At 40.8% G+C, this 25,651-nt stretch carries 24 protein-coding genes; 11 read left to right on the forward strand and 13 right to left on the reverse strand.

Going from position 1 to position 25,651, the window contains the following annotated elements:
• Positions 1-3: 3 nt before the first annotated feature.
• The 6 genes from NSP_RS16920 to NSP_RS16945 form a co-directional block, all read right to left on the reverse strand.
• On the reverse strand, positions 4-375 hold the full coding sequence (locus NSP_RS16920) for a zinc ribbon domain-containing protein (RefSeq protein ID WP_006195004.1): 372 nt from the start codon (positions 373-375) through the stop codon (positions 4-6).
• A gap of 193 nt (positions 376-568) precedes the next feature.
• Positions 569-1,492, reverse strand: a complete 924-nt coding sequence (locus NSP_RS16925; RefSeq protein WP_006195005.1) for an alpha/beta fold hydrolase — start codon at positions 1,490-1,492, stop codon at positions 569-571.
• 108 nt (positions 1,493-1,600) lie between these two features.
• Entirely contained in the window at positions 1,601-2,425 is an 825-nt protein-coding gene (locus NSP_RS16930) for an SDR family oxidoreductase (RefSeq protein WP_006195006.1), read from the reverse strand.
• A gap of 48 nt (positions 2,426-2,473) precedes the next feature.
• The gene (locus NSP_RS16935) at positions 2,474-3,121 is read right to left on the reverse strand and encodes a pentapeptide repeat-containing protein (RefSeq protein WP_173403296.1); all 648 of its coding nucleotides are present in this window, start codon (positions 3,119-3,121) and stop codon (positions 2,474-2,476) included.
• Between the two features lie 410 nt (positions 3,122-3,531).
• Positions 3,532-4,026: a hypothetical protein gene (locus NSP_RS16940; RefSeq protein WP_006195008.1), complete on the reverse strand. Its 495-nt coding sequence runs from the start codon at positions 4,024-4,026 to the stop codon at positions 3,532-3,534.
• Positions 4,027-4,627: 601 nt separating this feature from the next.
• Positions 4,628-5,836 (reverse strand): DUF4336 domain-containing protein, encoded by a 1,209-nt coding sequence (locus NSP_RS16945; RefSeq protein WP_006195009.1) that lies wholly within the window; start codon positions 5,834-5,836, stop codon positions 4,628-4,630.
• A 375-nt stretch (positions 5,837-6,211) separates the two neighbouring features.
• On the opposite strand from NSP_RS16945, the gene NSP_RS16950 reads away from it, so the two are divergent.
• Positions 6,212-6,985 (forward strand): hypothetical protein, encoded by a 774-nt coding sequence (locus NSP_RS16950; protein WP_017804268.1) that lies wholly within the window; start codon positions 6,212-6,214, stop codon positions 6,983-6,985.
• Positions 6,986-7,122: 137 nt separating this feature from the next.
• Here the strand turns inward: NSP_RS16950 and NSP_RS16955 are convergent, their stop codons facing one another.
• The 4 genes from NSP_RS16955 to NSP_RS16970 form a co-directional block, all read right to left on the reverse strand.
• Positions 7,123-7,497, reverse strand: coding sequence for a hypothetical protein (locus tag NSP_RS16955; protein ID WP_006195011.1), 375 nt, complete (start codon positions 7,495-7,497; stop codon positions 7,123-7,125).
• A gap of 51 nt (positions 7,498-7,548) precedes the next feature.
• Positions 7,549-9,273, reverse strand: a complete 1,725-nt coding sequence (locus NSP_RS16960) for an ABC1 kinase family protein (protein ID WP_006195012.1) — start codon at positions 9,271-9,273, stop codon at positions 7,549-7,551.
• A 449-nt stretch (positions 9,274-9,722) separates the two neighbouring features.
• Complete coding sequence (locus NSP_RS16965) at positions 9,723-12,308, reverse strand: M1 family metallopeptidase (protein ID WP_006195013.1); 2,586 nt, start codon at positions 12,306-12,308, stop codon at positions 9,723-9,725.
• 334 nt (positions 12,309-12,642) lie between these two features.
• Positions 12,643-12,915: a hypothetical protein gene (locus tag NSP_RS16970; protein ID WP_231859491.1), complete on the reverse strand. Its 273-nt coding sequence runs from the start codon at positions 12,913-12,915 to the stop codon at positions 12,643-12,645.
• Between the two features lie 1,040 nt (positions 12,916-13,955).
• Between NSP_RS16970 and NSP_RS16975 the strand changes: the two genes are divergently transcribed.
• From NSP_RS16975 to NSP_RS16990, 4 genes are all read left to right on the forward strand, one after another.
• The gene (locus NSP_RS16975; RefSeq protein WP_006195015.1) at positions 13,956-14,444 is read left to right on the forward strand and encodes a GNAT family N-acetyltransferase; all 489 of its coding nucleotides are present in this window, start codon (positions 13,956-13,958) and stop codon (positions 14,442-14,444) included.
• 83 nt (positions 14,445-14,527) lie between these two features.
• Positions 14,528-15,211, forward strand: a complete 684-nt coding sequence (locus tag NSP_RS16980) for a ComF family protein (protein WP_017804269.1) — start codon at positions 14,528-14,530, stop codon at positions 15,209-15,211.
• Positions 15,212-15,405: 194 nt separating this feature from the next.
• Positions 15,406-16,644, forward strand: coding sequence for an RNA-guided endonuclease InsQ/TnpB family protein (locus tag NSP_RS16985; protein ID WP_006195017.1), 1,239 nt, complete (start codon positions 15,406-15,408; stop codon positions 16,642-16,644).
• Positions 16,645-16,743: 99 nt separating this feature from the next.
• On the forward strand, positions 16,744-17,199 hold the full coding sequence (locus tag NSP_RS16990; RefSeq protein ID WP_006195018.1) for a PPC domain-containing protein: 456 nt from the start codon (positions 16,744-16,746) through the stop codon (positions 17,197-17,199).
• 14 nt (positions 17,200-17,213) lie between these two features.
• On the opposite strand, the gene cobS is transcribed toward NSP_RS16990, so the two are convergent.
• Positions 17,214-17,969 carry an adenosylcobinamide-GDP ribazoletransferase gene (gene cobS / locus NSP_RS16995; protein WP_071839322.1) on the reverse strand — a complete coding sequence of 252 codons (756 nt, stop codon included), beginning with the start codon at positions 17,967-17,969 and terminating at the stop codon, positions 17,214-17,216.
• Positions 17,970-18,342: 373 nt separating this feature from the next.
• Here cobS and NSP_RS17000 point away from each other — a divergent pair, with 373 nt between their 5' ends.
• The 5 genes from NSP_RS17000 to psbM all read left to right on the forward strand — a co-directional run bounded on the left by NSP_RS17000 (position 18,343) and on the right by psbM (position 21,128).
• A complete protein-coding gene (locus NSP_RS17000) occupies positions 18,343-18,795 on the forward strand; it encodes a hypothetical protein (protein WP_042201789.1) in 453 nt (150 codons plus the stop codon).
• Positions 18,796-19,049: 254 nt separating this feature from the next.
• Positions 19,050-20,153 carry a tRNA guanosine(34) transglycosylase Tgt gene (tgt, locus tag NSP_RS17005; protein ID WP_071839324.1) on the forward strand — a complete coding sequence of 368 codons (1,104 nt, stop codon included), beginning with the start codon at positions 19,050-19,052 and terminating at the stop codon, positions 20,151-20,153.
• Positions 20,154-20,286: 133 nt separating this feature from the next.
• Entirely contained in the window at positions 20,287-20,424 is a 138-nt protein-coding gene (locus tag NSP_RS24395; protein WP_006195022.1) for a photosystem II reaction center protein K, read from the forward strand.
• 193 nt (positions 20,425-20,617) lie between these two features.
• Positions 20,618-20,914: a 2Fe-2S iron-sulfur cluster-binding protein gene (locus NSP_RS17010; RefSeq protein ID WP_006195023.1), complete on the forward strand. Its 297-nt coding sequence runs from the start codon at positions 20,618-20,620 to the stop codon at positions 20,912-20,914.
• Positions 20,915-21,011: 97 nt separating this feature from the next.
• Entirely contained in the window at positions 21,012-21,128 is a 117-nt protein-coding gene (psbM, locus tag NSP_RS24400) for a photosystem II reaction center protein PsbM (protein ID WP_006195024.1), read from the forward strand.
• A gap of 80 nt (positions 21,129-21,208) precedes the next feature.
• Here the strand turns inward: psbM and NSP_RS17015 are convergent, their stop codons facing one another.
• Both NSP_RS17015 and NSP_RS17020 read right to left on the reverse strand, forming a co-directional pair.
• Complete coding sequence (locus NSP_RS17015; RefSeq protein WP_006195025.1) at positions 21,209-22,060, reverse strand: universal stress protein; 852 nt, start codon at positions 22,058-22,060, stop codon at positions 21,209-21,211.
• Between the two features lie 533 nt (positions 22,061-22,593).
• Entirely contained in the window at positions 22,594-24,702 is a 2,109-nt protein-coding gene (locus tag NSP_RS17020; RefSeq protein WP_006195026.1) for a M3 family metallopeptidase, read from the reverse strand.
• A gap of 118 nt (positions 24,703-24,820) precedes the next feature.
• On the opposite strand from NSP_RS17020, the gene NSP_RS17025 reads away from it, so the two are divergent.
• The gene (locus tag NSP_RS17025) at positions 24,821-25,615 is read left to right on the forward strand and encodes a dienelactone hydrolase family protein (RefSeq protein WP_006195027.1); all 795 of its coding nucleotides are present in this window, start codon (positions 24,821-24,823) and stop codon (positions 25,613-25,615) included.
• The last annotated feature ends 36 nt before the right edge of the window (positions 25,616-25,651 follow it).

Consider the following 25,651-nt stretch of genomic DNA (forward strand, 5'->3'; position numbering starts at 1 on the left):
TGATTAACCAATGGATAAAGCTATGAGCAAACAGATGAATCCTAAACCTAGTAGCAGCAGCAAAGACTGATGGCGTTGAGTCCATTTTTTCACAGTTGCACCCAAGGTGCTTGCTTGACGTTGATCTTGTAATCTTAACTTGCTCTCTTCTAGGTTGTCGTACAGGGTACAGGCTTTAGCATAGGGGCGTTGAGGAAAGTTACAAGTGTTATCGGCCTGGTATGTGCAACTGTCGCACAGATACTCTTCCCCTGTCGCCCGGTGGAGTGGAATTCCTGGATGACCGTAAGCTTTGAGAGTTGTACGACAATAGGAGCAAGTAATCGCCTGATTATCAATGAGTTGATGGCAATTGGGACAAGATATGGTAGCCACAACTTCAGCACAAATAAGTAAACATCTCGATTGTAGCTATAAATTAGGAGTAGGGAGTGGGGAGTTGGGAGTTGGGAGTTGGGAGTGGGGTAAAAGCCTTTCGGTGTCTAACTTTTATGTTCAGTTTATGTCCTAACTTCCTTGGCGGTAGCTATAAGAGTCGTGTTTGGCTTTTCGCTGTTTTGTTTTAGAATTAGGTTACAATTTTTAAGCTGGCAATAAATGGTGCGATCGCTTCTACAAATTCCACTGTTGATTCATAGGGTAAAACGTTGCGTCCCGGTAATTTAGTTCCACTACCTTGAGGTAAACAGCCGAGATAATCAGCCAAGCGTTCATCTGGTGTTTCTTGTTTACCTTCTTTGCTAATACTCGATGCGGTTTCTCCCACAACTACCAATGTTGGTTGATTGATACAAGCAAGATAACCACTATAATCCTGTCGCCAAAACCCAGCCAAAAACGAAAATACTGCATGGCGACTTTCAGGATTTTCCGCCCCCTTAACCAACATATTTAACCACTCTTTATCTACACCCTTTTCTGAACCAAAAAGTTGCCGAATTGAGAAAGAACGCAAAAACTTTTCTGTCCGCGCATAGCGATAAAAAGCATTACCAACAGGCGAATCAAATATATTCCAAGCAATCTTTTGCTGCAATTCTGATGAGTTTCTTGTAATCACTGGCCACGCTGGCGGCCCAGCTAAAATCAGTCCAGCAATTAAATTTGATTGTTTTTGAACTAACTCTATAGCAACTGGTAATAAAGCACCTTGCACTACAATTACCACAGGTTTTTTTACTACTTTTTGTAAAAAGTAATTTAGTTGCTCTGCCCAATCTTTAGGAGTATAAGCCACATGGGGCATATCACTTTCACCACATCCGAGTAAATCAGGATTGTAAATAGAATTTTTATGACCTTTTCTATACCATTGGCTGCGAAATCTTTGCCAAAACTGCCGCGATAACCCCACACCAATTGGATGAATTAAAAGTAAAGGTAAACCCTCACTGCTAAAATTAGCTGGTTGATGTAATTCGTAGGCGCAACGATAATTTCTCCAGGTGTAAAACTGGGTAGAAGATATTCTGATATTCAGCGAGTTGACCATATAAAAATTCCCGATTTAAATAGTTTATCTGTGTTTATCTGTGTCCATCTGTGGTTATTTCATTCTTTTCTATACCTTTCTCTCGTGAATAAGGCTATATTAAAACTCTTAAAAAATTATTTTTGGATGAATTAATTTATATCCAGCCTCTTTGATTTTTTGATTAGATACTCTAGTATTATATGAACGGTTATTTTTAAGAGTATTATCCCATTTTACTTTGGGTAAATCATGTTTTTCCAACAAGCTATCAAGCAATTGGCGAGTAGTAAGATAAGCATCATCTACCAGATTATAAATACCTTGTAAATGATGTTGACGCACAAATTCTATAGCCCCAACAATATCATCCAAGTGAATCCAATTAGCAGCCTCTTCACCATTACCGGGACGAGTTGTACCAGGAACTCTACTAAATATTTTCATCAGTTCCCGATTAGGGCCATAAATACCTCCCAACCTTAAGATACAAACGCGGAGCTTGTCACTAGATGCTGCTAGTAAGACATCTTCAGTTGCTTTGAGAATTTTGCCATTATCATGGCTTGGTTTCGCTAGGGTTTGTTCATCTACCCAAGCACCGTTCTGGTCGCCATAAACTGAATAACTCCCAGTATATATCAGTTGCTTAATACTAGGAATATCTGGTAAAATTTCAACTAGAGTTTTGGCAGTATTTAGATAAGTTTCTTCATATACATTTGCCCCTTTTGCGCCAATACTCAACAGCACAATATCTTGATTTTGCAATACAGATTTTAGTTGTTCTCGGTCGTTCCCTTGGGTGACTACAACTTTTTGGGCTAAACTTTGTAAAGTCGGGATACGCTCAGGGTTAGTTGTGGTAGCTGTAATCATCAAAGTCATTTTTTGCTGCCAAAATTCAGCCACTGCACAGCCAACGTAACCACAACCAATAATGGCAATGTTCATAAATAAAACTGATCTTTACGTTAACAATAGTTCCTTTGTGTAATTATGTTAACTATGGATGACACCATCAGGCATGATTGCCCCAGCTAAGTTAGCACCAATCAATTTTACCATCAGGCGATCGCCTGAACGAATCCGCGCTCCTGTCAAGTCGGCTCCGCGCAAGTCGGCTCCACTGAGATCCGCACCAATCAAGTAACTAGAGCGCAAGTTAGCTTCTCTCATATCGGCTAAAAGTAAGTTAGCTCGAAACAAATTGGCTTCAGATAAATTTGCACCTCGGAGAATAACTTTGTGCATAAAAGTATCACTCAGATCCGCGCCACTCAAATCAGCGTAACTCAAGTTTCTGCCAGATAAATCTTTGTTACTTAAGTTAGAGCCACTGAAATCTTTACCACTCAAATCAGGGTTAGTTTTAGGTGGTTTGTAGGTACTTTGAGGTGGTTTTTTTGGTTGAGATGTTGGAGAACGATGAATATTTTTATGTTTACCATGCAAAGATCGCAATTGATCACGAGCTTCATTAATGGCTTTTAGCTTGTCTTGAGCTTTCTTCTGTAATCGGTGATTTTCTTGAGGAATGCGATCTGGATGCCAAATAAAAACCAAGTCTTTATAAGCCTGGTTTACTTCCTCAAGTGTCGCTCCAGGTTCTATTTCTAATACTCGATAATACTGCTCCATCTCGCTCATTATGATATTTTTGTCAACAATCAAATTAAGTATGAGTGATGCAGCCGCTAGATTAAACCTCCTCAAATCTACTCATAAGACTGGAATCGGTTCTAATTCCTGTTTTGACGAAGCCCGTGGGCGGGTTCTTGTCCACAGGCATAAATTCAATTCGAGCTGTTCTCTATCTGCTCTCAATTCCAGACTGATATTTAAATATTATACAAGGGTGTCTTAGCTAACTCAGTTCATAAATAACCTTTTTGTGGGAAATTCCAAAATCCTCTATCTTCTTTGTATACACCGAAACTCTACGGCGATCGCCAGGTGAAATGTGTAGTTTTGTATCGATGTCATAGTTTGTCATCAGCCTTATACCCATTTTCCTACTTCATCAAATTCGGATTTTTGCGCTTTTGACTTTTGCCATACTATCGCCCCATCATCCCATTTCTCCAGCGATTCATAGCTCTCAAATAAGCGACAACTGGAATCTGATAAATCTCAACTAAAATCCACAGAATAATAGATAAATGTGACAAAAAAGTTAGTATTGACCAGATATATGGTAGCCAAGTAATGGGATCATCAGATATTGGGGGAAAATAGTAAGCGACTAGACCAACTAAACTTGTGGGCAGCACCACAAAAGCAATTGCGGCTAGCCCATAACCCCAACCTAATTCCACCCCCTCCAACTGGGCTTCTGTCCAGTTAAAGCCATTCCAGCGCCAAATCAGGGGAGGTTGGCGAGAAGGCATCTTGATTTGTTGTTGTTCTAGATTAACGGTAAAAATCTCATGGCAAAAGTCACAAGCCATAGTTTCCATCATTGGCATATGAGAAATTTTCCCTACGCGACAAACGGGACAGGGGTAAACTTCTTGAAAGTCAAAAGATGTAGTGAAAATTTTAGAACGGGGCATAATCAAACTAAGTTTTACTCAAAAGTTAATTTAGTGATGGCGTTTCCTCATCTGCTGAGGTAAGGATTTATCTGTTAGGACTTACGCAAAAAACCTCCCAACCTCTCATGACTCTGTGTACTCTGCGTCCTCTGTGGTTCGTTTTTCCCTTCTTTGTGCGTAAGTCCTGTCTGTGTATATCTGTAGTTAATTAATCCTTTGGCTACCCCACGCCAGTTATCGGTGTACCTGACAAAGAGTGAAAACTGCCATAATGCAAAATTGGGTAATAATTATCTAATTTATGGAATCTTTTCCTTTTTCACCACCGAAGATTCTACAGCAGTTTTCATTGAGATGAAGTACAGATTTATCTGTGTTCATCTGTGTAGCCTACGGCAAGCCGCTAACGCGTCTACATCTGTGGATCATAATTTCTTCGTGTACCTCATAAACCCGCAATGCGCTGTAATTAATCATGAGTTTAGCGGTTTTTTGGGGATTTTGCGGGTCTTGACCTACTCAGATGAGATATGCTGTATATTCAATTTCTAGCTTAATTCTTCTCAAATGTTCAGCAGCAATCACTACTTTTAGCGGCTTTCTTTAACTCAGTTTCGTCCTACACTTTCTCCCTTGGTGGTGGTACAATACCAAATTTATTTAAACCTTGATCAATTTCTTTAAGTAGTTGAAAATCCTCCTCTGGTAAACCCGTATGAGAAATCGGATGCTGTTCTAAGAAAGAGAATGCTTGACGAAACTGCTCCGGCTTTGCTTTAATTGGTGAGTCGAAATGACAAGGAATAATCCACTGAAAATCCCAACTCGCCACCTTCTGCGCCCAGTCAATGGTTTCTCTCGGTGCGCGGTTGAGAATGAGTGTCTGCAAAATGGGTGCAACAAACAAACGACCCTCACCTCTGAGTATATCGAATGAGCGCTGCCAATCTGAATGCCATTTAAAGGGAAATAAACCAAAATAGGCTTTTGGTGAGCGATTGGGGGCTTTAATCGCCTCACGCAAAACTTTACCCCATTTGACCACTTCTAAGACACTGGGACGAAAATACAAAGCAAATAACGAAACCCGTTGCCATCCTTTACGGCGATTTGCTTGATTGTCTGCAATCATATCAGATGCCCTGTCTTTGGCATGGAATAGCAAGGGATATGCATCTAATTGCACGATCGCTGGCGGATCTGCGGATACAGATACCACTGAATCTGTTACTAATAGAGTATGCGATCGCTTGTGAAAAAAAGCCACTTCCGCAAACCTTCCCGGCCCCAACTCAATAGGACCGAGAATCGCGTAGTCAAATTCCTCAGCAAATGGGGATTTGCTACTATCTTCCGGTAATATATGAGTCCGTTTAGCAGGTAAACCCAACCAACTGATGGGTAGATTTAACGGAAAACTCCATTGATGAGGAGTGACAAAAACCTGTGCGCTGGGAAAGTATCTCGCAAAGGGTCCCACAAATACTTTATGTTCTAGCCCGGAGACAGTGGGCAAAATAATATACTTAACATCGCCGTGTTCTGCCACCAACTCTTGCACGAGTCTGACACATTCTGGGGTAGGCGCAACGGGAGCATATACCAAAAGACCACCTTGATCTAGCTTAACTACAGTCATGCGAATCGGCACAACAACGTAGAAAATCCCCTGCATTTGGTCAAAAGTCCAGATTGTGTCTTTAACTACTTCTTTACGGATTGTCCGCCGCTTGCCATAAGGGTAGAGTGGCAGTATCAACCAGAAAGGCCAAGAAAAGTCCTGCACATCAATTTGTTCTGGGCTTACTGTACTTATATCATCAGCCACTCTGCAACCCCTCCCAACTTCCCAACGCTCGAACTGTTGAGCTAATAAATTACTTGTATCAGAACTCTAGTATCTCATAACTCAGACAGCAGACAGATAATATTCCAGGATACCTTGATTGTGGATAAACATCTGATTATAAAGAAATGATAAATAATGCTACCCTAAAAGTTAAATTAATTGATGATTGTATACACAATATTGAAAATTACACCCTCGTATTATTTATGACAAATTTAATCTGGCATTTTGTCTATATATTTTCATGAACATAATATGTATTGCTAAAATGTGATTATTCCTCCAGTCCAATTTGAATTCTGGTTTTGTCTCTACGGGAATCAAGATTAAATACAATTAATTATTCAGCAGTTTATGAGTTACGAACACAAAGATTTCTGCTTTTGTACATTAGCCTTAAGAGATAAATATCGTCTTTTAGCGCAACAATTGGCGAGTGATTTAGAAAAATATGCTCCTGGCACTAAATTGTTAGTATTAACAGACGAACCAAGATGTTTTCAAGACAATGCTAATGTTTTAGCATTTCAACATCGCCAACACGGGATTCTGCATTGTTATCATGACAAAAGTATTCTCATGGAAACAGCTTTATCAAAATTTTCCACGGCAATTCATATTGATGCAGACACCAGAATATTAGCTACTTTACCAGATAATTTACACTGGAAACCAGGCATTACAGCCGGACACTATGAAAACTTGGTAGAACACGTTACCAAGTATAATCCTGAAAGATTGCAGCCTCTGCAAAAGGTAGCTTCACATTTAAATATAGATTTACAAACTGTTACTTATATAGGAGAATCTTTATTTATTATTACTAGAGACAATGGCAGGGAAGTAGATTACTTAAAATACTGGGCAATGATTGGTAGGTATTTGGAATTAAGAGGGATTCATGCTGGTGCAGGTAATGCAATGGGAATAGCTGCGACTAAGGTAGGCTGGACGATTTCCCAAGATAATTGGCAAGAAATTAAAGATGTCATTCATCATACAGATGCTTCCTATAGTAACAAGCAAAAAAGTTCATGGGAAAAACTGCAACGCAGAATTGGCTATCACTACCGCTTAAATTTAGCGAGAATTATGGCTTTAAAAAATGCTAAATTTTACTATAACTAAAACTAAATTTAATTAATCACAAAAAAAGTGCTGAGTGGCAATTATTCAGCACTTAAAGATATTTTTAGCTTAAACAGTGGTCTAATTCACCGAAAAATGCTGTAAAAATAGCTTTGTAATTATCAATACTTATAAGCTCAAGAATCTAAATCTAGAGCTTGCATTCCTTGGCGTTTGGCAAAAGTTAGCAGACTTCCCAATTGTAGCCAAACCAGTAAACAAGTGAGCAGACTGACTGGTAAACCCACACCCAAAGCTAAAAGGGAGGGAAAGCCAAATATCTCTAAACCTGATGAGAGAAATAGAGAAACACCGCCAGTAATTCCCAAAAATGGTACAAATAATTGTTTTAATGAGGAAGGAGAAGGAGATTTAGTATCTTCTCCACTATCTTTTGGCCATTGCTGTACTATTACTTTGAGTGTGCCAGATAATGCCAGCCCAGAAGTCAATGCGATAAAAAAACCAATAGTTAACAGAAAATAGGGCGGTTGTTCAGGGTAATAGTACATGAAAACTCCGGATTTATACGAGAAAATTATGCAGTAAAAATTTGGGGATTTTTATTTTTTACTGTTTGGTTGAACACTACTAAAAGCAGCGAAGAAAGCAGATTTGGGAATAATAGCAGCTACGCTTTCTCTCGATAATTCTGTCAACATACCGATGGCTACGTCTAACAAACGATTGGGTTGAATGTCATCTTTAACCAAATCCCACAGGCGTTGAACTTCTGCGGTATGGAGGCGGTCATCTTCGGTGAGTGCTAGCACTAGCTGTCGGCGGAGAAATTTACCTTCCTCAGACATGAGATATTGTAATCCCATTTGTGCTGTAGGTAATACATCAAAGCTGCCGTCAGTACGAGCGATTTCGATCAAATTCTCTAAGCGTTGCCACTGGAATTTACCATCTTTAAATAAGACGTTTAGTAGTCGCCGCCTTAATTCTGGAGATTCCCCAGTTAGTAAGCGTCGTGCTATGTAGGGATAACCCACTTCCACAATTTTGAAGTTGGGGTTGAGACTCAGAGCAATACCTTCTTGAGTCACCAAAGAACGAATAATCAAGGCGAATTTGGCAGGAACTCGAAACGGATATTCATACATCAGTTCCGAGAACTCATCAGTTATGGTTCTGAAGTTAAATTCCTTGACATTTTTGCCAATGGCATTTCCCAATACTGATTCTAATGCCGGGATAATGGGGCAAATATTCGTGTCTGGTGTCAGAAAACCTAATGCAACAAAATCTGCGGCTAAATCGGCGTAGTCTTTGTTTACCAGATGTACTAGAGCATCTACTAGAGTTTCTTTGGTGGGTTCCTCTAGCTGATCCATCATGCCGAAATCAATGTAAGCCATGCGTCCATCAGGCATAGCAAACAAATTTCCTGGATGGGGGTCAGCATGGAAAAAACCGTGTTCCAATAGCTGTTGCAGTCCGGAAGTCACGCCAATTTGAATAATACCCTCTGGGTCTAAACCTGCTGCCTTGATTCTGCTAGTATCGGTGAGTTTGAAGCCATTAATCCATTCCAGTGTTAAAACATGGGTGTTGGTATAACTCCAGTAAATTACAGGAATTTTAACTCGCGGATCGTTGCGGAAATTGTTGGCAAATTTTTCGGCGTTACGACCTTCATTGATGTAGTCGATTTCTTCAAATAATTTGATGCCAAACTCGTCCACAATTAAAGTCAGATCGTGTCCGAGATTCAGGGGTAGCCAAGGCGCTAACCACCCAGCCATCCAGCGCATCAAATAAAGGTCGAGTGTGATGACTGGGCGTAAGTTGGGGCGCTGCACTTTCACAGCCACTTCTTCGCCAGTTAGTAGACGACCACGATAAACTTGCCCTAAACTAGCAGCAGCCACTGGACTAGCTGATAATTCGCTGTAAACGTCAGAGATGGGTCTGTCTAATTCGGTTTCGATAATTTGATAAGCGATCGCATTATCAAAAGGTGGTAACTGGTCTTGTAGCTTGATCAGTTCCTCTAAGAAATCCTTGCGTACTAAGTCTGGCCGAGTGGATAGGGCTTGACCTACCTTAATAAATGTCGGGCCAAGTCTAGTGAGTAATTCTCGTAACTGTGTAGCGCGTTTACCTTTGTTTTGCTCAACTTTATCTTGCCATTCGTCCCACTTGAGACTCAAAATAAAGACAGCAAAAGACCAGATAACTTGTAACATTCGCCCCCAAGCAAGCCAGGGACGGTAACGATAGTGACGAGCGATCGCCTCTGAATTGTAGCGTCTTAGCTGACCAGGCTGATTCTGAGCCACGCCTTTACATACCTCTTCAACTGGGAATTATATACTTTGGTTTTTTATGTCCTTACTTACAAATGAATTGTAAGTCTGGAGTTTTGGTAGTTTTGGGAAAAAAACTAGATATTTAAATTGTTTCCGGGTGATATTCTCGGCGGTTTTAGCCTACCGTACTGCCCAGATGTTTTTATCTTTTCCTTAATTATACTTTATAAAAGTACAAATATTCCGTTGGGATTGGGGAGTGGGGAGTAAAGAATTTTGGATTTTGGATTTGCGATTTTAGATTGCAGTCTAATCCAAAATCTATAGGACTTACGCACAAATTACGCTTAACGCGGAGCGTGCCGGAGGCATACCACACCAGACGCAGAGGACACGGAGGAATAAGGGTTTGAGAGGGTTTTTGCGTAAGTCCTAATCCAAAATCTAAAATCTAAAATCTAAAATTGATTGACCAATGACTATTTAGATTTTGCTTCCAAACCTTCCAAGCGACTTTTCAGTTCTTGGTTTTGTTGTTTGAGTTGGTCGAGTTCCTCCCGCATTTGGCGCAGTGCATTGTCTGTACCCACATTCTTTTGCACCTTGGAAATTTCCTCTTCAGCATAGCGACGCACACGCCCGTCGGCTGTTTGGTCGGCTAGCGATCGCAAAATCCCCATAGCTTTGCGAGTTTCCATTTGTCCCAAGGCCGTAACTACAGCTACTTGGGTTAAAAAGAAAGTTTCTTTGGCTAGTTCTGCTAACTTTTCTAAAATCCGTTCTAAATTCATCGGACTTTGACCCACAGAAATCTTGCCTAAAGCCCGAATTGTGGCTATACGCAACGGTTGTGGTACACCAGGTTTAGTGTATTCTAGCAGCAGATTTAAAGCAGCTTCCGAGGTTTTCAGTGCAGCTAAACCACCAACTGCACCACTCCGCACCACTTCATTCCAACCCGCTTTTTCTGCCAAAACCGATTGCAGCAGCTTAATTACCTTTTCTTCCTTAACTTTTTCTGCCAAATTTACAGATGCAATTGACCCCAAAGCCCGACTAGCGGATGCTTCCACGTAGTAACTAGGATCGCCATTTTTCACCAAGTTTTTCACAGCCTTGTAACTGTCATGGGTTTTGATTGTCGCCAAGGCTTCTACCACCGCACGCCGCACAAAAGCATTTTGGTCTTGTAATCCTGGAACTAACCCATCAAAGGCTTGATCTAACTTAATTTCTGCGAGTTGTTTAGCAGCTTCCACCTGCACACCCCAAAATGAATCATGTTTGAGTGCATCTGACAAAGCATTGGTAGCTTCTAATCCACCTTTTTTTGCTAAAGCTTCGGCTGCATAGATGCGAGAAATGGGGTTAGGGTCAAATTCTAACTGTGCTTTCAACTCTGGTACTGAATATTCCAAAGTTACAGTTTTGAGGAAATGATTACCCACATCAAAGCTGACAAATTGGGGTTTTTCTGCTAAGGGGAAGTAAAAGCTTTGTTCCCGTTCATTTACCCGCACAGTGAAAGTGTTGAGTTGTGCAGGTTTACCCGGTTGAGTGTAGCCAAAACCAATGGGAATTTTCAGGTCAAACAAATCTTTACTATCATTTTTGTCGGCTTGGGTTTGAGTGACTGTCACTTTGGCTAAATTGGCATCTCCATCCCAAGCATAAGCGACTTTAAAATCAGGATGGCCACCACGATAAACATATTGATCGAAGAGGAATGTTAAATTACGCCCAGTAGCCTTTTCAATGGCGCGGAGTAAATCTATTGTTTCTACAGTTTTATGGGCATTATCTTGAACAAAGGTGTGAATTGCTTGCCAAAATAATTCTTCTCCTAATTCCGCCCGTATCATGTGATAAACACAAGATCCTTTTTCGTAGATATGGCGGTCATAAAGTTCTATGGCTTCGCGGTAAACATGAGTTACCATCGGGCGGCGGTAGCGGTTGCTATCTTCGCTTAAGTAACTTCTAGCTTCTGATAATCGATAATATGCGGCTTCTTGGTCGCCATATTCATGTTCTGTCCACATTACTTCAGAATAGGAAGCCATACCTTCCTTAATCCAAGCATGAGACCAATGTTTAATTACGAGTAAGTCACCAAACCACTGGTGTGCTAATTCGTGAACAACTAAACTTTCTGTGCCACGATTATCTAAGGCGGCGCGTTCATCGAGTAAACATCTATCTGTTAGTAGGGTTGTGGAAGTATTTTCCATTCCGCCAAAGATGAAATCATCCACACAAACTTGGGCATATTTAGGAAAAGCATAAGCATAACCATACTTTTCGCTCAAAAACTCCATCATGCGGGGAGTTTTGCCCATGCTGCGTTTAGCATCGTCTTTTCTACTTTTTTCTACGTAGTAGGTTACGGGTTTACCTTGCCATTCGTCACGAATTTCGGCAAAATCACCGACGGCTAAAGTCATTAAGTAGGTTGGATGAATCTGTTTTTGTGACCAATGGTAGATTTTTTCGTCCCCATCTTTTTGGGTGTCTATGAGTTCGCCGTTGGAAATAGCTACCAAGTTTTTGGGAACTCGCACCCGAATTTCGGAAGTTGAAAGTTGTCCGGGATAGTCGAAGCAGGGAAACCAGAAACGAGAGTCCTCGTCTTCACCTTGAGTCCAGACTTGGGTGGGCTTGTTGGGGTAGTATTGGTCTGGTTGAATGAAGTATATACCGCGTTGGGGTTTTTCTACCGAGTAGGCGATCGCAATCAATAAATGCTTACCAATCTGCGTTGGTTGAGAAAGTTGAATAGTTAGCTGTTCGCCGTTATAGTCAAAATCTTGGGCTATCTCATCTACCTGTACAGACTGGATATTTAAGTTGACAGCATCCAAAGTCAAACGGTCAATACCATTACGGATCGGCAACAGGCGAATGTTGCAAGTACCGTGGTAACTTTGGTGAGGAATATCCAAGCACAAATCGAGAAAAATATGCTCTACTTGTCCGGGGCGGTCGGGGTTGTAGTGCGGTCTAGCGCCTGGTAATTCAAAAGATTTATGACCGTTATTGTCTGTATCAAAATAAAATTGCGACATTGATGCTTAATGACCTTTTAATCCTGAAGAGTCTGTTTAGACGTATTTAAATGCTATCTGGTTAATATCCCAAATTACAGCAGTTTGTATTTAGATGAAACGCTTGATTCTTTTTTGCGCCTAGAGCGCCTATACTAGGAGTTATGCAATCAGTTAACAGTTAACAGTTAACAAGGCGTATGGTGGGGGATTTAGAACCCAACGCTTACCGCTAATGCTTTGCGTTATGAGTGAACAGTTATCAGTTAACGCCGATACAGTGAGGACTTAAACCCAATTATCTCTCTTGACTGATAACTGTTAACTGTTCAAAAACTTATGCTGTTTCGTATTTCTAGATTAAGACACTAAAAAGAAACTGAATCGAAAATCCCCTGGACTCTGCCTCTACGGCTGCCTGTGCGGCTGTCTCTGCGGCTTCATTTGCGATCGCTACTGCCTCTGCTCTTCCTGGAATCAATGTATCAGGAAACACATTTAAAATCAACGAAGATAAAAATCCACCAACTACGCTATCTTGGTGTTCCAAGTTGACTGGTTCAAATAGTGGCATTTTGTTGCAGTTTAGCTGTTGTGGGTTTGTTGATGTTTGTTCTTTGTTGTTCATTTTGTTAATTTTTGAAGTTATGTGAACTACTACACTATGACTCCCATAGGGGTACAGTGTGGGTTTTGCCATTCAACAGAAATGCCTGACTTGCTTTGTAGCTTCTTTGGTCTTATATTTTCTGTAGGGGCAGGAGTACTGGTTCCCAAGACCCAAAAATAAACTAATTGATACTAGTAACGCATCCCTGAACAGCTTGGTTTTCGCTTGTAGGACTAGCGTATATGTAATGTTTTAGTTTACACGCATTAATTTAGCATGGAACTCTGATCTAAACATATCCGGAGTCTCACAGTTAAGGACTGTGTTCATTCTTAGGAACCCTGATAAAGTCGGGTTTATACTTATTAAGTATCAATTAAATATCAATACCTTAGCCAAATTACGAGGGTGAGATGATAATGCTTCAACCATGAACTCCCGTTTCTTGCTAGGCTTGGCAAAAACAATCAGTCCTAAAAATTCCTTGAAGGTTTCCCACAAGGGTTTTTTAATGTATTGACGGTAGGATAAGGGTTTTAGATTCTAAACAACCTTTTTCTCGAAACGCTTATGTATGCTTGTTTTTGCCGTTTTTGCCAAAAATTATCAACGCTCTTATTTTGTCCAAAGTATTTAAATATACATAAATTTTAATTTTGTTTGGAAGTGAATAGTGCCACGGTTACGACACTTAGCCATATTTTACCTTTTTTTATCTGGCTACATTTTTAGTAAAACTACTGAATTAGATGTAATAACTTATTATCAATAAGTCAGTTGGTACAATAAAACAAATGTATGTTGAGTTTTGTAAAAAGATGAAAATCCCTATTGTCAAGTTATTCGTTGTCTTTATATTTCCTGACAGAGATTTAAATTTTTGCGCCGACTTACTGATTGACTGGGTACATTGGGATATAGAACCAGAAAAATTTTATGTGCAATCGTAACCCGTAAATAGTAATAAAGCAAGTGACGTGATGCTGAATGTATTCAGCGTGTCGTTTTTCCTCCGTGACCTTTAGGTACACGGTTTCCACACTCCCGGAGACTTGTAGATGAAAAACTATTATCAAGATTTTTTGATTCGTAACTGGGAGATAGGCGATCGCACCAGAGCCGCTTCCGTCATCAGTTATGTATTATCAGAATATGGTCTGGGTTGGGAACCCAAGGGCGCAGACAAAGATGTGCTGCAAGTAGAAGAATTTTATTTAGCAACTGGCGGTGAGTTTTGGGTAATCGAACACCAAAATCAGCTAGTTGGTACGGGAGCATACTACCCGATCAAACGTGGTAAAAAAGCTGTAGAAATTCGCAAAATGTATCTTTTATCGAGTGTCAGGGGTTTAGGACTGGGGAAATATTTGTTACAACAGTTAGAATTGGCGATCGCAAACCGTGGTTTTGAGGAAATCTGGATTGAAACCGCCAGTGCTTTAGTAGAAGCAGTTAAGTTGTATGAAAGCAATGGTTATCAACCAGCAACGGGAGTAGAAACCCCACGCTGCGATCGCGTATATGTTAAATTGCTCCACGATAATTAAAAGCTGAAGGGGATTTTTCCCCACACCCCACACCCCACACACCCCACACACCCCCCACACTCCCCACACTCCCCTCCGTATAAATGCCAACCTGGAAGCACAGTTTTAACAACTTTCTCAACCTGTTTCTCCAATCCAATTGTCTTTTATGCCAAAGACCGACATCTGGGGAATTTTGTCCTTACTGTACTAAGCAACTGAAAAATTGCCAGCACCAAGATCCTACGACTTTGTGGCAACAACCAATACCTGTATTTGGCTGGGGAATTTATGGTGGTATTGTCAAACGAGCGATCGCTGTGATGAAATATGAAAATCAACCCCAAATTGCCCGCCCTTTAGGTCAATGGCTAGGAGAAGCATGGTTGTTATCCAATGTGTCCCAGTGCAAACAACAGCCTCCTTTAGTCATCCCCATCCCACTCCATCCCAAAAAGCAAAAAAAACGCGGTTATAACCAAGCTGGACTCATAGCTCAAAGTTTCTGTCAGACAACTGGGTTAAAATTGCAGCTAAATGGTTTAAAAAGAGTCCAAGAAACTGAAGCACAATTTGGTTTATCAGTATCTGAACGAGAAAGTAACTTAGCTGAAGCCTTTGCTGTTGGGGAAGAATTACGCCGTCGCCGTCTCCAGGTTCCAGTGTTGTTAGTTGACGATATTTATACCACTGGTGCTACAGCTAGGTCTGCCGTAAAAATACTTAATCAGGATGGGATTGCCGTTTTAGGTTTAGTTGCTGTTACTACTGCCGTGAAAGATAAATAGACTAAAAGTATTGTAAAACTTCGCCGAATATATAGACAAATATCTCCATCTATGATCATTCATCACAGTGAAACCAGCTAATAGATGGGGATAGAGCAAATCTGAAGCCAGATAATTAACATAAATTCATTGAGCCAAGTACCGACAAATGTTAGTATATATAATCATGGATTTAATTTTTTTGCAGCTAGTCTATGCAGTTGGTCGAACGGCATATAATTCAACGAAATCATCCCCACTATCAAGAGATTGATCAGTTATGTTTTGCTGCTAAAAACCTCTACAATTATGCTAACTTCCACATCCGCCAAAGTTTTATTCTGACTCAAAAATATCTAGATTACAATTGTTTAGCTAAAGAATTAAAATCTACAGAACCATATCAAGCTTTACCCGCCAAAGTCGCCCAACAAGTATTATTAGGATTACATCGCAACTGGGTAAGTTTTTTTGCCGCAATTCAAGTATATACAGAAAATAAAAGCAAGTTTTTAGGCAGACCAAAATTACCCAAATATAAACACAAAGACAAAGGCAGACATTTATTAGTTTACACAGCCCAGTCTGTGAGTAAACCCAAAATGAAAGCTGGTGTAATTCATCTGTCAAAAACACAAATTGACATTCCAACCAAAATAGAGTGTGTACATCTAAATCAGGTGAGAATTGTCCCAAAAATTGACCATTATGTGCTAGAAGCTGTGTATGAAAAAGAGGAATTAGATTATGACTTAGACTCTAATGCTATAGCAGCGATTGATTTAGGCATAGATAATCTAGCTACCTTAACATCTAACCAGCCTGGGTTTTTACCAGTTCTGGTTTCGGGGAGAATTATCAAATCCATTAATCGTTATTACAATCAAAGAAAAGCTAAATTACAATCTTTACTACCAAGTCATCAAAAGACATCTAAACAACTGCAAAGTTTAACTAAAAAACGTAATTTTAGAGTTGATAATTATTTGCATAAAGCCAGTCGTTTAGTTATTGAGCTTTTAATGAAGCAGGGGCTTGGGACTTTAGTAATTGGTCAAAGTCCCCTGTGGAAGCAAAATGCTAATTTGGGTAAACGAAATAATCAAAACTTTGTTTGTATTCCGCATAATCGATTTGTACAGCAGTTGATTTATAAAGCGAAATTAGTGGGGATAAAGGTATTGGTTTCTGAGGAGTCTTACACCAGTGTGGCTTCTTTTTTAGACCAAGATATTATTCCTACCTATGGAAAAGCTGACGCGAAAGAAGTAAAATTTAGTGGTCGAAGAATCAGAACTAAGCTTTATAAAGCAGGTAATGGTAAACTGATTCACGCTGATGTCAATGGTAGTTTGAATATCTTACGTAAAGTAGTCCCGACAGCATTTAGTCTAGGGATAGGGGGCGTTGTAGTTCGCCCTGTCGGGATTATTCCCGGCAAACAAATGGCATGAGATATTTGTCTATGCTTTTTGGAACTATATAGGCAAGTTATATCTGAGAAATTTATAATTAACCGATTACCCTGTTTTCGTGGGAAGCTGTTTAATCATATGAGTAAAGCTTTTGTGGTGGGTTTAAGACAACTAATGATTATTCCTGCCACTTTGTTGCTAATTGGCATCAATACAAGGGTAGGATTTGCTCAAAATAAATTGTATAGCCCAATTCCTTTAACTCTCAGTACGGAATTGTCTGATACACTCTCAGCCAAAGATATTCCCACAGGACAGGGCGGGTTTGGCCGTGATTATATGGTGAAGCTGAATAAGGGTGATAATTTAGTAATTGACTTGGCTTCTGAGAGTTTTGACACCATCATTACACTCTTAGCACCCAATGGAGCAACAGTGGCAGAAAATGATGATGGCCCTGATGGTACTAGCAATTCCTTACTGTTTACCCGCATCAATGAAACAGGAAACTATATTATCCGTGTCCGGTCTTTTGGGGAAACTGGGGTGGGATCTTTTAAACTGAAGGCGACAAAGCTACAACCAGTGAAATAATTCGTAATTCGTAATTAAAAAATGGTGAGTACACAGAGGAATAAGGCTTCTGTCCATTCAACGACTGCGCCGTAGGTGTCTCCTGTGTGTCCGCCTAATTTGTGATGGAACCAGAAGCCGGTAAGAGTGGCGATCGCACTTCCACTCACTATCATACTGAGTGCGAACCAGAGATTTTGACTATCTAATAATATCAGTAAACCACTCAGAATAAATAGCAATAATAGTCCCGGTAATAAATCTTTGGATGAACGAATGGCTGCTTTGTGAAATGCGCCTTTACCAGTGGGTTTTAAATAAGGATAGCAGGCGATCGCCACTTGTTGTCCCCAGCGTCCCCAGCCACAAGCCGCCATCAGCACTAGCCAACGGTGATCAGCAATATCGATTAAAGCTGTAGTTTTAAGTAATATTAAGGCGATCGCCGCCATTGCGCCAAAAGCACCTGTAGCACTATCTGTCATCACCTCCAATCGTTTTTCGGGATTACCCACCGCCAAACCATCAGCAGTATCCATCACCCCATCTAAATGCAATCCGCCCGTAATCGCAATCCAAAAACTTACTACCAAAGCACTACGAGTTAACACTGGTATCCCCAGATAATTCATTCCGCCATCACATAGCCCTAAAATTCCCCCAATCATCAGCCCCACTAGCGGCGCAAAATACGCCACCCTTTGCAAGTCTAACCCGTTTATATAGGGTAGAGGAATAGATGTATAAAATATTATACTAGCGAATAAATTTAAAACTAATTTTTTCACCACTGTGGCTGATTCATTTTGTTAATTAATATACCTAAGATAACTGTGATCCACAAATGCGAGAGCAGCAATCAGGAATTTTAAAGGTTTAAATAAGATCGGCTTTGATTAGAGACTCATGGAAAAAACTTTGTTATGCTGTTGTGAGTAATATCTTCTCCGAGTGCTGATTGAAACTGAATTTCAGTAAACGTGACAGACTAACAGTACAACCAAAAATTTAATTTTGCATTCTTCAACCAATAACTTACCCGAAACCTAATTTAGAGGATAGTCCTGCAAAGTTGATGTTTTTTTTAATATACGAGGTCAACAGGCTGTGAAATTCACCTTTTAGCTGTGTTGTACCTCACCTTTGCTTATCTCCTATTTTCCTATGAGTCACCATCTACCCGACACCAGGATACCAGCTCCGTGTATTGTTAACACGGGAATAATTGTGAATAAGCTCGACATTCGGCGATTGCTGTCTGATTTAGGTCGAGTCCGCTACATCTACACCCAAGAAGGAAAAATACAGAGTGAGGGTGAAGCAGATGTAATGGAAGTCTTTGTCAACCCTCAAAGGTCTACCCTAGTTGCTAACTCTGCGCTATACTTGAATGTTCATAGTTTTGACTATCTTGAACTAAAACAATCACCGCAACAAGAAACCTACTTTGATTTGTTGCAAGAAGATATGTGTTTACGGCTGATTCCGCTTTCGACTCCCTCACAAGAGCGAAAAGAGCGAAACTTGAACGTCAACGCCATCGAAGCGATGATGGAGCAAGTCTTCTCCGCCAAATGGGATGCAGAAATTGACGATGATTGTTCTGATTCATTTTAAAAAGCATATACTCAAAAAGTCGGTAATAGGTTAGTCGTGAATACAACCCCTTTCAAAATGGGTAAAAACTGTAGTCAAAACATTCCTCTTAACTCTGTGTCCTCTGTGCCTCTGTGGTTAAATAAATTTCTTTTTCTACCACACCAGACACAGAGAACGCAGAGAGAAATCAGGCTTAGTAGTGATTACTCAAGTATTCACAACCAATCAATTGCCAGTATTTAAACATTTAGCGCGATCGCATTAATTTTACCTTGAGTGCCAATTTTTCTTTTCAATCCCTGGCTGAATGTAGCCAGACAAAAGCTAGGGCTGGGGTATTTCACACACCTCATGGCCCTGTGGAAACCCCAAGATTTATGCCTGTGGGAACCCTGGCAAATGTCAAAACCGTCACCCCAGACCAACTAAAAAGCACTGGGGCGCAAATGGTCTTATCCAATACCTATCATCTCCACCTGCAACCAGGGGAGAGGATTGTGGCGGGAGGGGGTGGTTTACACAAATTTATGGGCTGGGATGGTCCAATGCTCACCGATTCCGGTGGTTTTCAGGTGTTTAGCTTGAGCGAAATGCGGAAGATTTCCGAAGATGGTGTAACTTTTCGCTCACCCCATGATGGGCAAATTATTCACTTAACCCCAGAACGCTCCATAGAGATCCAAAATACTTTAGGGGCTGATGTAATCATGGCCTTTGATGAATGTCCGCCCTATCCAGCTAGTCGGGAAGATGTGGAAGCTGCAACTGGGAGGACTTATCGCTGGCTAGAACGCTGTATGACTTTTCATCAACGTAGCGATCAAGCTTTGTTTGGTATCGTTCAAGGAGGGGTGTATCTGGATTTACGCGCCCAAGCAGCCCAGGAGTTAGCGCAGTTGGATTTGCCTGGATATGCTATTGGTGGTGTGAGTGTGGGCGAACCTCCCGAACTCATGGCTGATATTGTGCGAACTACAGCGCCACTGTTACCACGGGAAAAGCCCCGTTATTTGATGGGTGTGGGGACTTATCGGGAAATGGCCATTGCGATCGCTTCTGGTGTAGATTTATTTGATTGTGTGATTCCTACCCGTTGGGCGAGACATGGTACAGCAATTGTGCAGGGCGAACGCTGGAATTTAAAGAATGCTAAGTTTCGTGAAGATTATGAGCCATTAGATGAAACTTGCCCATGTTATGCTTGTCAAAATTTTAGCAGGGCTTATATTTCTCATTTAGTGCGATCGCAGGAAATCTTAGGATACACATTATTGAGTATTCACAACATTACCGAATTAATTCGGTTTACGCAAAAGATTCGTGAAGCAATATTAAGCGATCGCTTTGCCACCGAATTCGCCCATTGGTTAAACTAAAAAATGGGGACAGTCCCAGAATTTCTTCAATCTCAAAATATTAAAGACCCAAACCCCAAACCCCAAACCCCAAACCATGTTAATATACATCTCAAATATTAACTCTGTGTTAGATAGGTGGATTTAGACAAACATGGAAGCAGCATTGTTATTAGCAAAATTGCCTGAAGCTTACCAAATCTTCGATCCTTTGGTAGATGTTCTCCCAGTTATTCCCGTATTTTTCTTGTTGTTGGCTTTTGTATGGCAAGCAGCCGTTGGCTTCAGGTAAGCTAACCGATTACCGATTATTGGGACAGGTATCTTAACCTGTCCTATTTATTTGGCAATTTCTGCTTTGATAAACTTGATATTTCTTAATATTTTGTAATAAGCTACCATAAATTAAGTAGGATGGTCTATGGAACCTGTGCAAGACTCAGCTTTTCCAGCCACGCCTACAGTCAAAAAGGTATCAATCAGCTATGGGTAACATCAAATTCGTCAAAGAAAACAAAGAAGTAATAGCAGCTGATGGGGCTAATCTTCGACTCAAAGCTATGGAAAATGGCATTGATATATATAAATTTATTGGCAAAATGACCAATTGCGGTGGCGCAGGTCAATGCGGTACTTGCATTGTAGAGATAGTCGAAGGAATGGAAAACCTTTCCCCCCGCACAAATGTAGAAAACCAAAAATTCAAGAAAAAGCCTGATAATTACCGCCTCGCCTGTCAAACCCTAGTAAACGGACCAGTTAGCGTAGTCACAAAACCCTAACATCTAACTTGGCAAAAATTTCAGCTAACACAGGCATCGATAATGCTATTCTAAAGTTGTTGAATAGAAACTGAAATTAAAGAGAGGCTTTCTTGCTATGCAAGTAAATGAACTAGGGTTTGTAGCGAGCATTCTGTTCGTTCTAGTTCCCGCAGTGTTTTTAATCGTTCTTTACATCCAAACTGCTAGCCGTGAAGGTGGAAAAGATTCTTGACATTTGTGCATAACATAAAGAACCCCAACACCATTGGTGCTGGGGTTTTTTGTTGACCAACCGCTAAATTGAACCTGATATTAAGCCACTGTCCGCGCCAACAACACAGGACAAGTAGCATTAACTCGAACATAGTCAGACAAAGAAGCGCCGATAAGTCTGTCTATATCGACAAAACTCTTAGCCACCGATGGCCGACGGTCTGGAGAGCCGAGCAATAATAAGTCTGTATTTAACTCTTCTGCTAGACGACAAATTTCTTCCCCAGGTTTACCGCTACTGGTAACACAGCGAGTTTGCACACCGTACTTTTGTGCCTCTGCAACCGCCTCTGCTAAAACTGTATTTTTTTCTGGGATAATTTCAGTAACTTCAGGTTTCTTACTCCGCAAATCTGTAGTCACATTAGTCAAGATTAACTGACTACCCTGAACACCTTGTAACAGAAACAGAGCCAAGCTTAAGCATTGTCTGGCAGAATCAGAATTATCCATCGCCACCATAACGCGCTTAATTCTCTTGACATAAATGTCATCCTTGACCAGCAACATCGGGCGAGAAGAAAGCTGGAAAACATACTGACTCACAGAATTAGATAAAATAGATTGCAAGCGCTTGAGTCCCCTTGAACCCATAATAATCAAGTCAGCATCCATTTCATCTGCTACTTGGCAAACTACATCCTTGGGGTCACCTTGGCGCAAAATGGAAGACACCTGACTGGGGTCTAAATTCAGAAACTGAATAGCATTAGCTAGAATTTTACCACCCTCTTCCCATTTATCTGTCATCGCCTCAGACGTAGTTTGGGGAGGTACAACGTGCAGAACTGTAACCTTTGCGGATTTGATTGATGGCATCTCCTTTAAAGTCTTGAGCATTTCTTCTGCATGGCCCAAGCCAGAAACCGCTAGCAAAATTTTATCAATCATTGTTACGTCTCGCCCTTCAAGTTGCTTTGGTGTTTAGTCTTGTTACTTGGCTTAGTTGAAAGTTTGAACGCCTTACTCAATAACCTAGTTAGTAAATCGGCACAAACAAACTTTTAATCATTTAGCTATTAGCACTAAAAATTGTGACAAATAGTTAATTAATGTTGAGTTTTTTGCCCCAAGTTACTTAAACTTTGAACTAGGCTTCAAGGATTAAGCATACTCTCAATTTAGCGTAATAAACTTCATAAATTATGATGTTAGTTATTATTTTTAATCTATGTTGATTTATTTTAATTATAGAATAATTAAGTATTGCAAAGAATTTTATATAAAAATGAGACTTTTATATTTATGTTTGTAAACATCAGCAAATTAATTAAAAATATAAACTTAATGTAGACGTAGGGTGTGTTGTCGCGTAGCGCAACGCACCATTTTAATTTACTAAAATGCTGAGTTCTGATTATACAGCAGCATCAACAAGTTAAGGTGCGTTAGCCTACGGCATAACACACCCTACTGGACAATTGTTAAGCCGCAGTTGGTAATAAACCAGTATGCTTGAGTAACGAAACCGTACTTGGTTCACGACCTCGGAAAGATGCAAACACATTCATGGGGTGCTGACTACCACCGAGAGCTAATACTGTATCCCGGTAACGTTTACCTGTAGCTTTTATCGCCTGTTCATCTTCTAAACCAGCTTCTTCAAAAGCGGCAAATGCATCAGCACTAAGAACTTCAGCCCACTTGTAACTGTAATAACCTGCCGCATAACCACCTGCAAAAATGTGTCCAAAAGCGCATAAAAAAGCGTCTTCTGGTAAAGGTGGTAAAACTGTAGTAGTTTTGGCAATCTTTTGGCGCATATCTGCGGCGGTTTCACCACTACCAGGGCGATAACGATAGTGTAGTTCTAAATCAACACTGCTAAAGTGAACTTGCCGCAACATGATACTACCACTCATATAGTTGCGTGCCGCTAGGAGTTTTTGGTAATAATGCTCCGGTAAGGGTTCACCAGTTTGATAATGCTTCGCCATACCAAACAAAGTTGGTCGCTCATAACACCAGTTTTCCATGAATTGACTGGGTAATTCTACGGCATCCCATTCGACATTGTTAATGCCTGCTGCTCCGGTGTAGTCTACTTTGGTCAGCATATGATGTAAGCCATGACCAAATTCATGAAATAACGTTTCTACTTCATAGAAAGTCATCAAACTTGGCTTACCATCTACTGGGGGACTTTGGTTACATACCAAATAAGCTACAGGTAAACGAATCTCTGTTACACCATTGTCAGTAATTTTACTTCTATTAATACAGACATCCATCCAAGCACCACCGCGCTTTTCGGCGGGACGGCTGTAGGGGTCTAAGTAGAAGTAAGCTAGAGGACTACCCGTTTCATCAGCAATTTGGAAATAACGCACATCCTCATTCCAGACTGGGGCTTGTCCATCAGCAGGGGTAACGGTAATGCCAAACAGCCGTTTTACTAGTCCAAATAAGCCATCTAAAACTTGCGGTAAGGGAAAGTAAGGACGTAATTCTTCGGCGGTGAAGGCAAATTTTTCTTCTCGTTGGCGTTCTGCCCAAAAGCTGGTATCCCAGTGTTGTAAGTCTTCGGCTTCTGGTGCTTTTTTGGTAGCTGCAAAGGCTTTGAGTGCTTCTAAGTCTTTGACAGCCGCATCATAACTGGCTTGACGTAGTTCTTCTAATAATGCTTCCACTGCGGTAACATTGGGAGCCATTTTACTGGCTAGGCTCAATTGAGCATAATTTTCAAAGCCGAGTAAACTTGCTAGTTCTTGCCGTAATTCTAAAGTGCGCTCAATTAACGGCTGATTATTAAACTCCCCTAATGAAGCACGAGTGATGAAAGCTTTGTAAAGTTGTTCGCGCAAATCTCGGCGGGTGCTGTGCTGCATGAAAGGGCCGTAGCTGGGAAAGTCTAATGTAATGCGCCAAGGGCCATTTTCTGGGGTGGCGTTTTCTGCTCCTGCCGCACGGGCAGCCTGTGCTGCTAAACTAATTAAGCTATCGGGTAAGCCATCAATTTCGGCTTTTGTTGTCAGGGTTAAGCTAAAGGCTTTGGTGGCATCTAGGACATGGTTTGAGAACTTAGTTCCAAGTTCTGCTAATTCCATTTGGATAGCGTTAAAACGCTCCCTGGCTTCTCCTTGTAAGCCAACACCGGAAAGTTCGGCATCTCTGATACCAGCTTCCACAATTCGCTGTTGGGCTGATTCTAAATTTTCCCAGTTATCACTGGCGCGGAGTTGCTTCAAAGCATGATAAACTGGCTGGCTTTGACCGAGCTTGTTGAGGAACTTTACTACTTCTGGTTGTACGGTTTCATAAGCTTCACGCAGTTCAGGGCTATTTTTTACACCCATTAAATGGCTCACTATGCCCCAACTCCAGTTTAGCCGTTCTGTGAGCTTTTCGAGTGGTTCTACTAAGCCGCTCCAAGTAGGCTGGATATTAGCTTCTAAGGTGGTCAGCTTTTGGTCAAGTTCTGCCAATAGTTCGGTAAAAGCTGGGACTATTTGCTCTGCTTGAATTCCACTGAAGGGAGGTAAGCCAGAACCTTGAAGTAAGGGATTTTGCGAAATAGTGAGATTTGCACTCATGGTTTTGTGTGAGTCGCCTATAAATAATATCTTGTTGTATCTTCTAATGTAGCGATCGCTGTGTAATTTAGCTGTGCCAAAATGGCAAAATATCCAGAAAGTTCAAATTAATCACCCCATGAAATTACTGATTCCTGTTTTACTTGCCCCTGTGGTGATGTCGTTATCTTCTACACAAGTGATAGCAGCCATTCAAACCAGAAACATTGAATATAAACACGGCGATACTGTTTTAGAAGGTTATCTAGCCTACGACGATTCTATAACAGGTAAGCTTCCCGGCGTTTTAGTCGTGCATGAGTGGAACGGTTTACAGTCCTTTGTCAAAGAACGCACTGAGGAATTAGCTAAACTTGGTTATGTAGCATTTGCTGCTGATATTTACGGTAAAGGCATTAGACCAAACAACCCGGAAGAGTCAGGAAAACAAGCCTCAATTTATCGTCAGGATAGACAATTATTGCGCGATCGCACTCTTGCCGGATTAAAAGTTTTACAACAAAATCCACTCACCGATATTCAACGCATCGCCGCCATTGGTTACTGCTTCGGCGGTGGAACAGTCTTAGAACTCGCCCGGAGTGGGGCAAATATTGCCGGAGTAGCTAGTTTTCACGGCAACCTTGACACCCCTAACCCCAATGATGCCAAAAACATCCAAGCCAAAGTATTAGTGTTACATGGTGCTGATGACCCAATTGTACCAGACGAACAAGTACAGGCATTTGCCACCGAAATGCGAGAAGCAAATGTTGATTGGCAATTAATATCTTATGGTGGTGCAGTCCATAGCTTTACAAATCCAGAAGCTAATAATGCACCGCGATCGCTGTATAATCCAGTTGTAGAAAAACGCTCCTGGCAAGCTCTCAAGCAGTTTTTCGCCGAAATATTTCAAAAACCAAAAAGCTAATTTATCCCCAACAAAAAACCTCAGCTTGGCAACTGA

Source organism: Nodularia spumigena CCY9414 (assembly GCF_000340565.2).
GTDB lineage: Bacteria > Cyanobacteriota > Cyanobacteriia > Cyanobacteriales > Nostocaceae > Nodularia > Nodularia spumigena.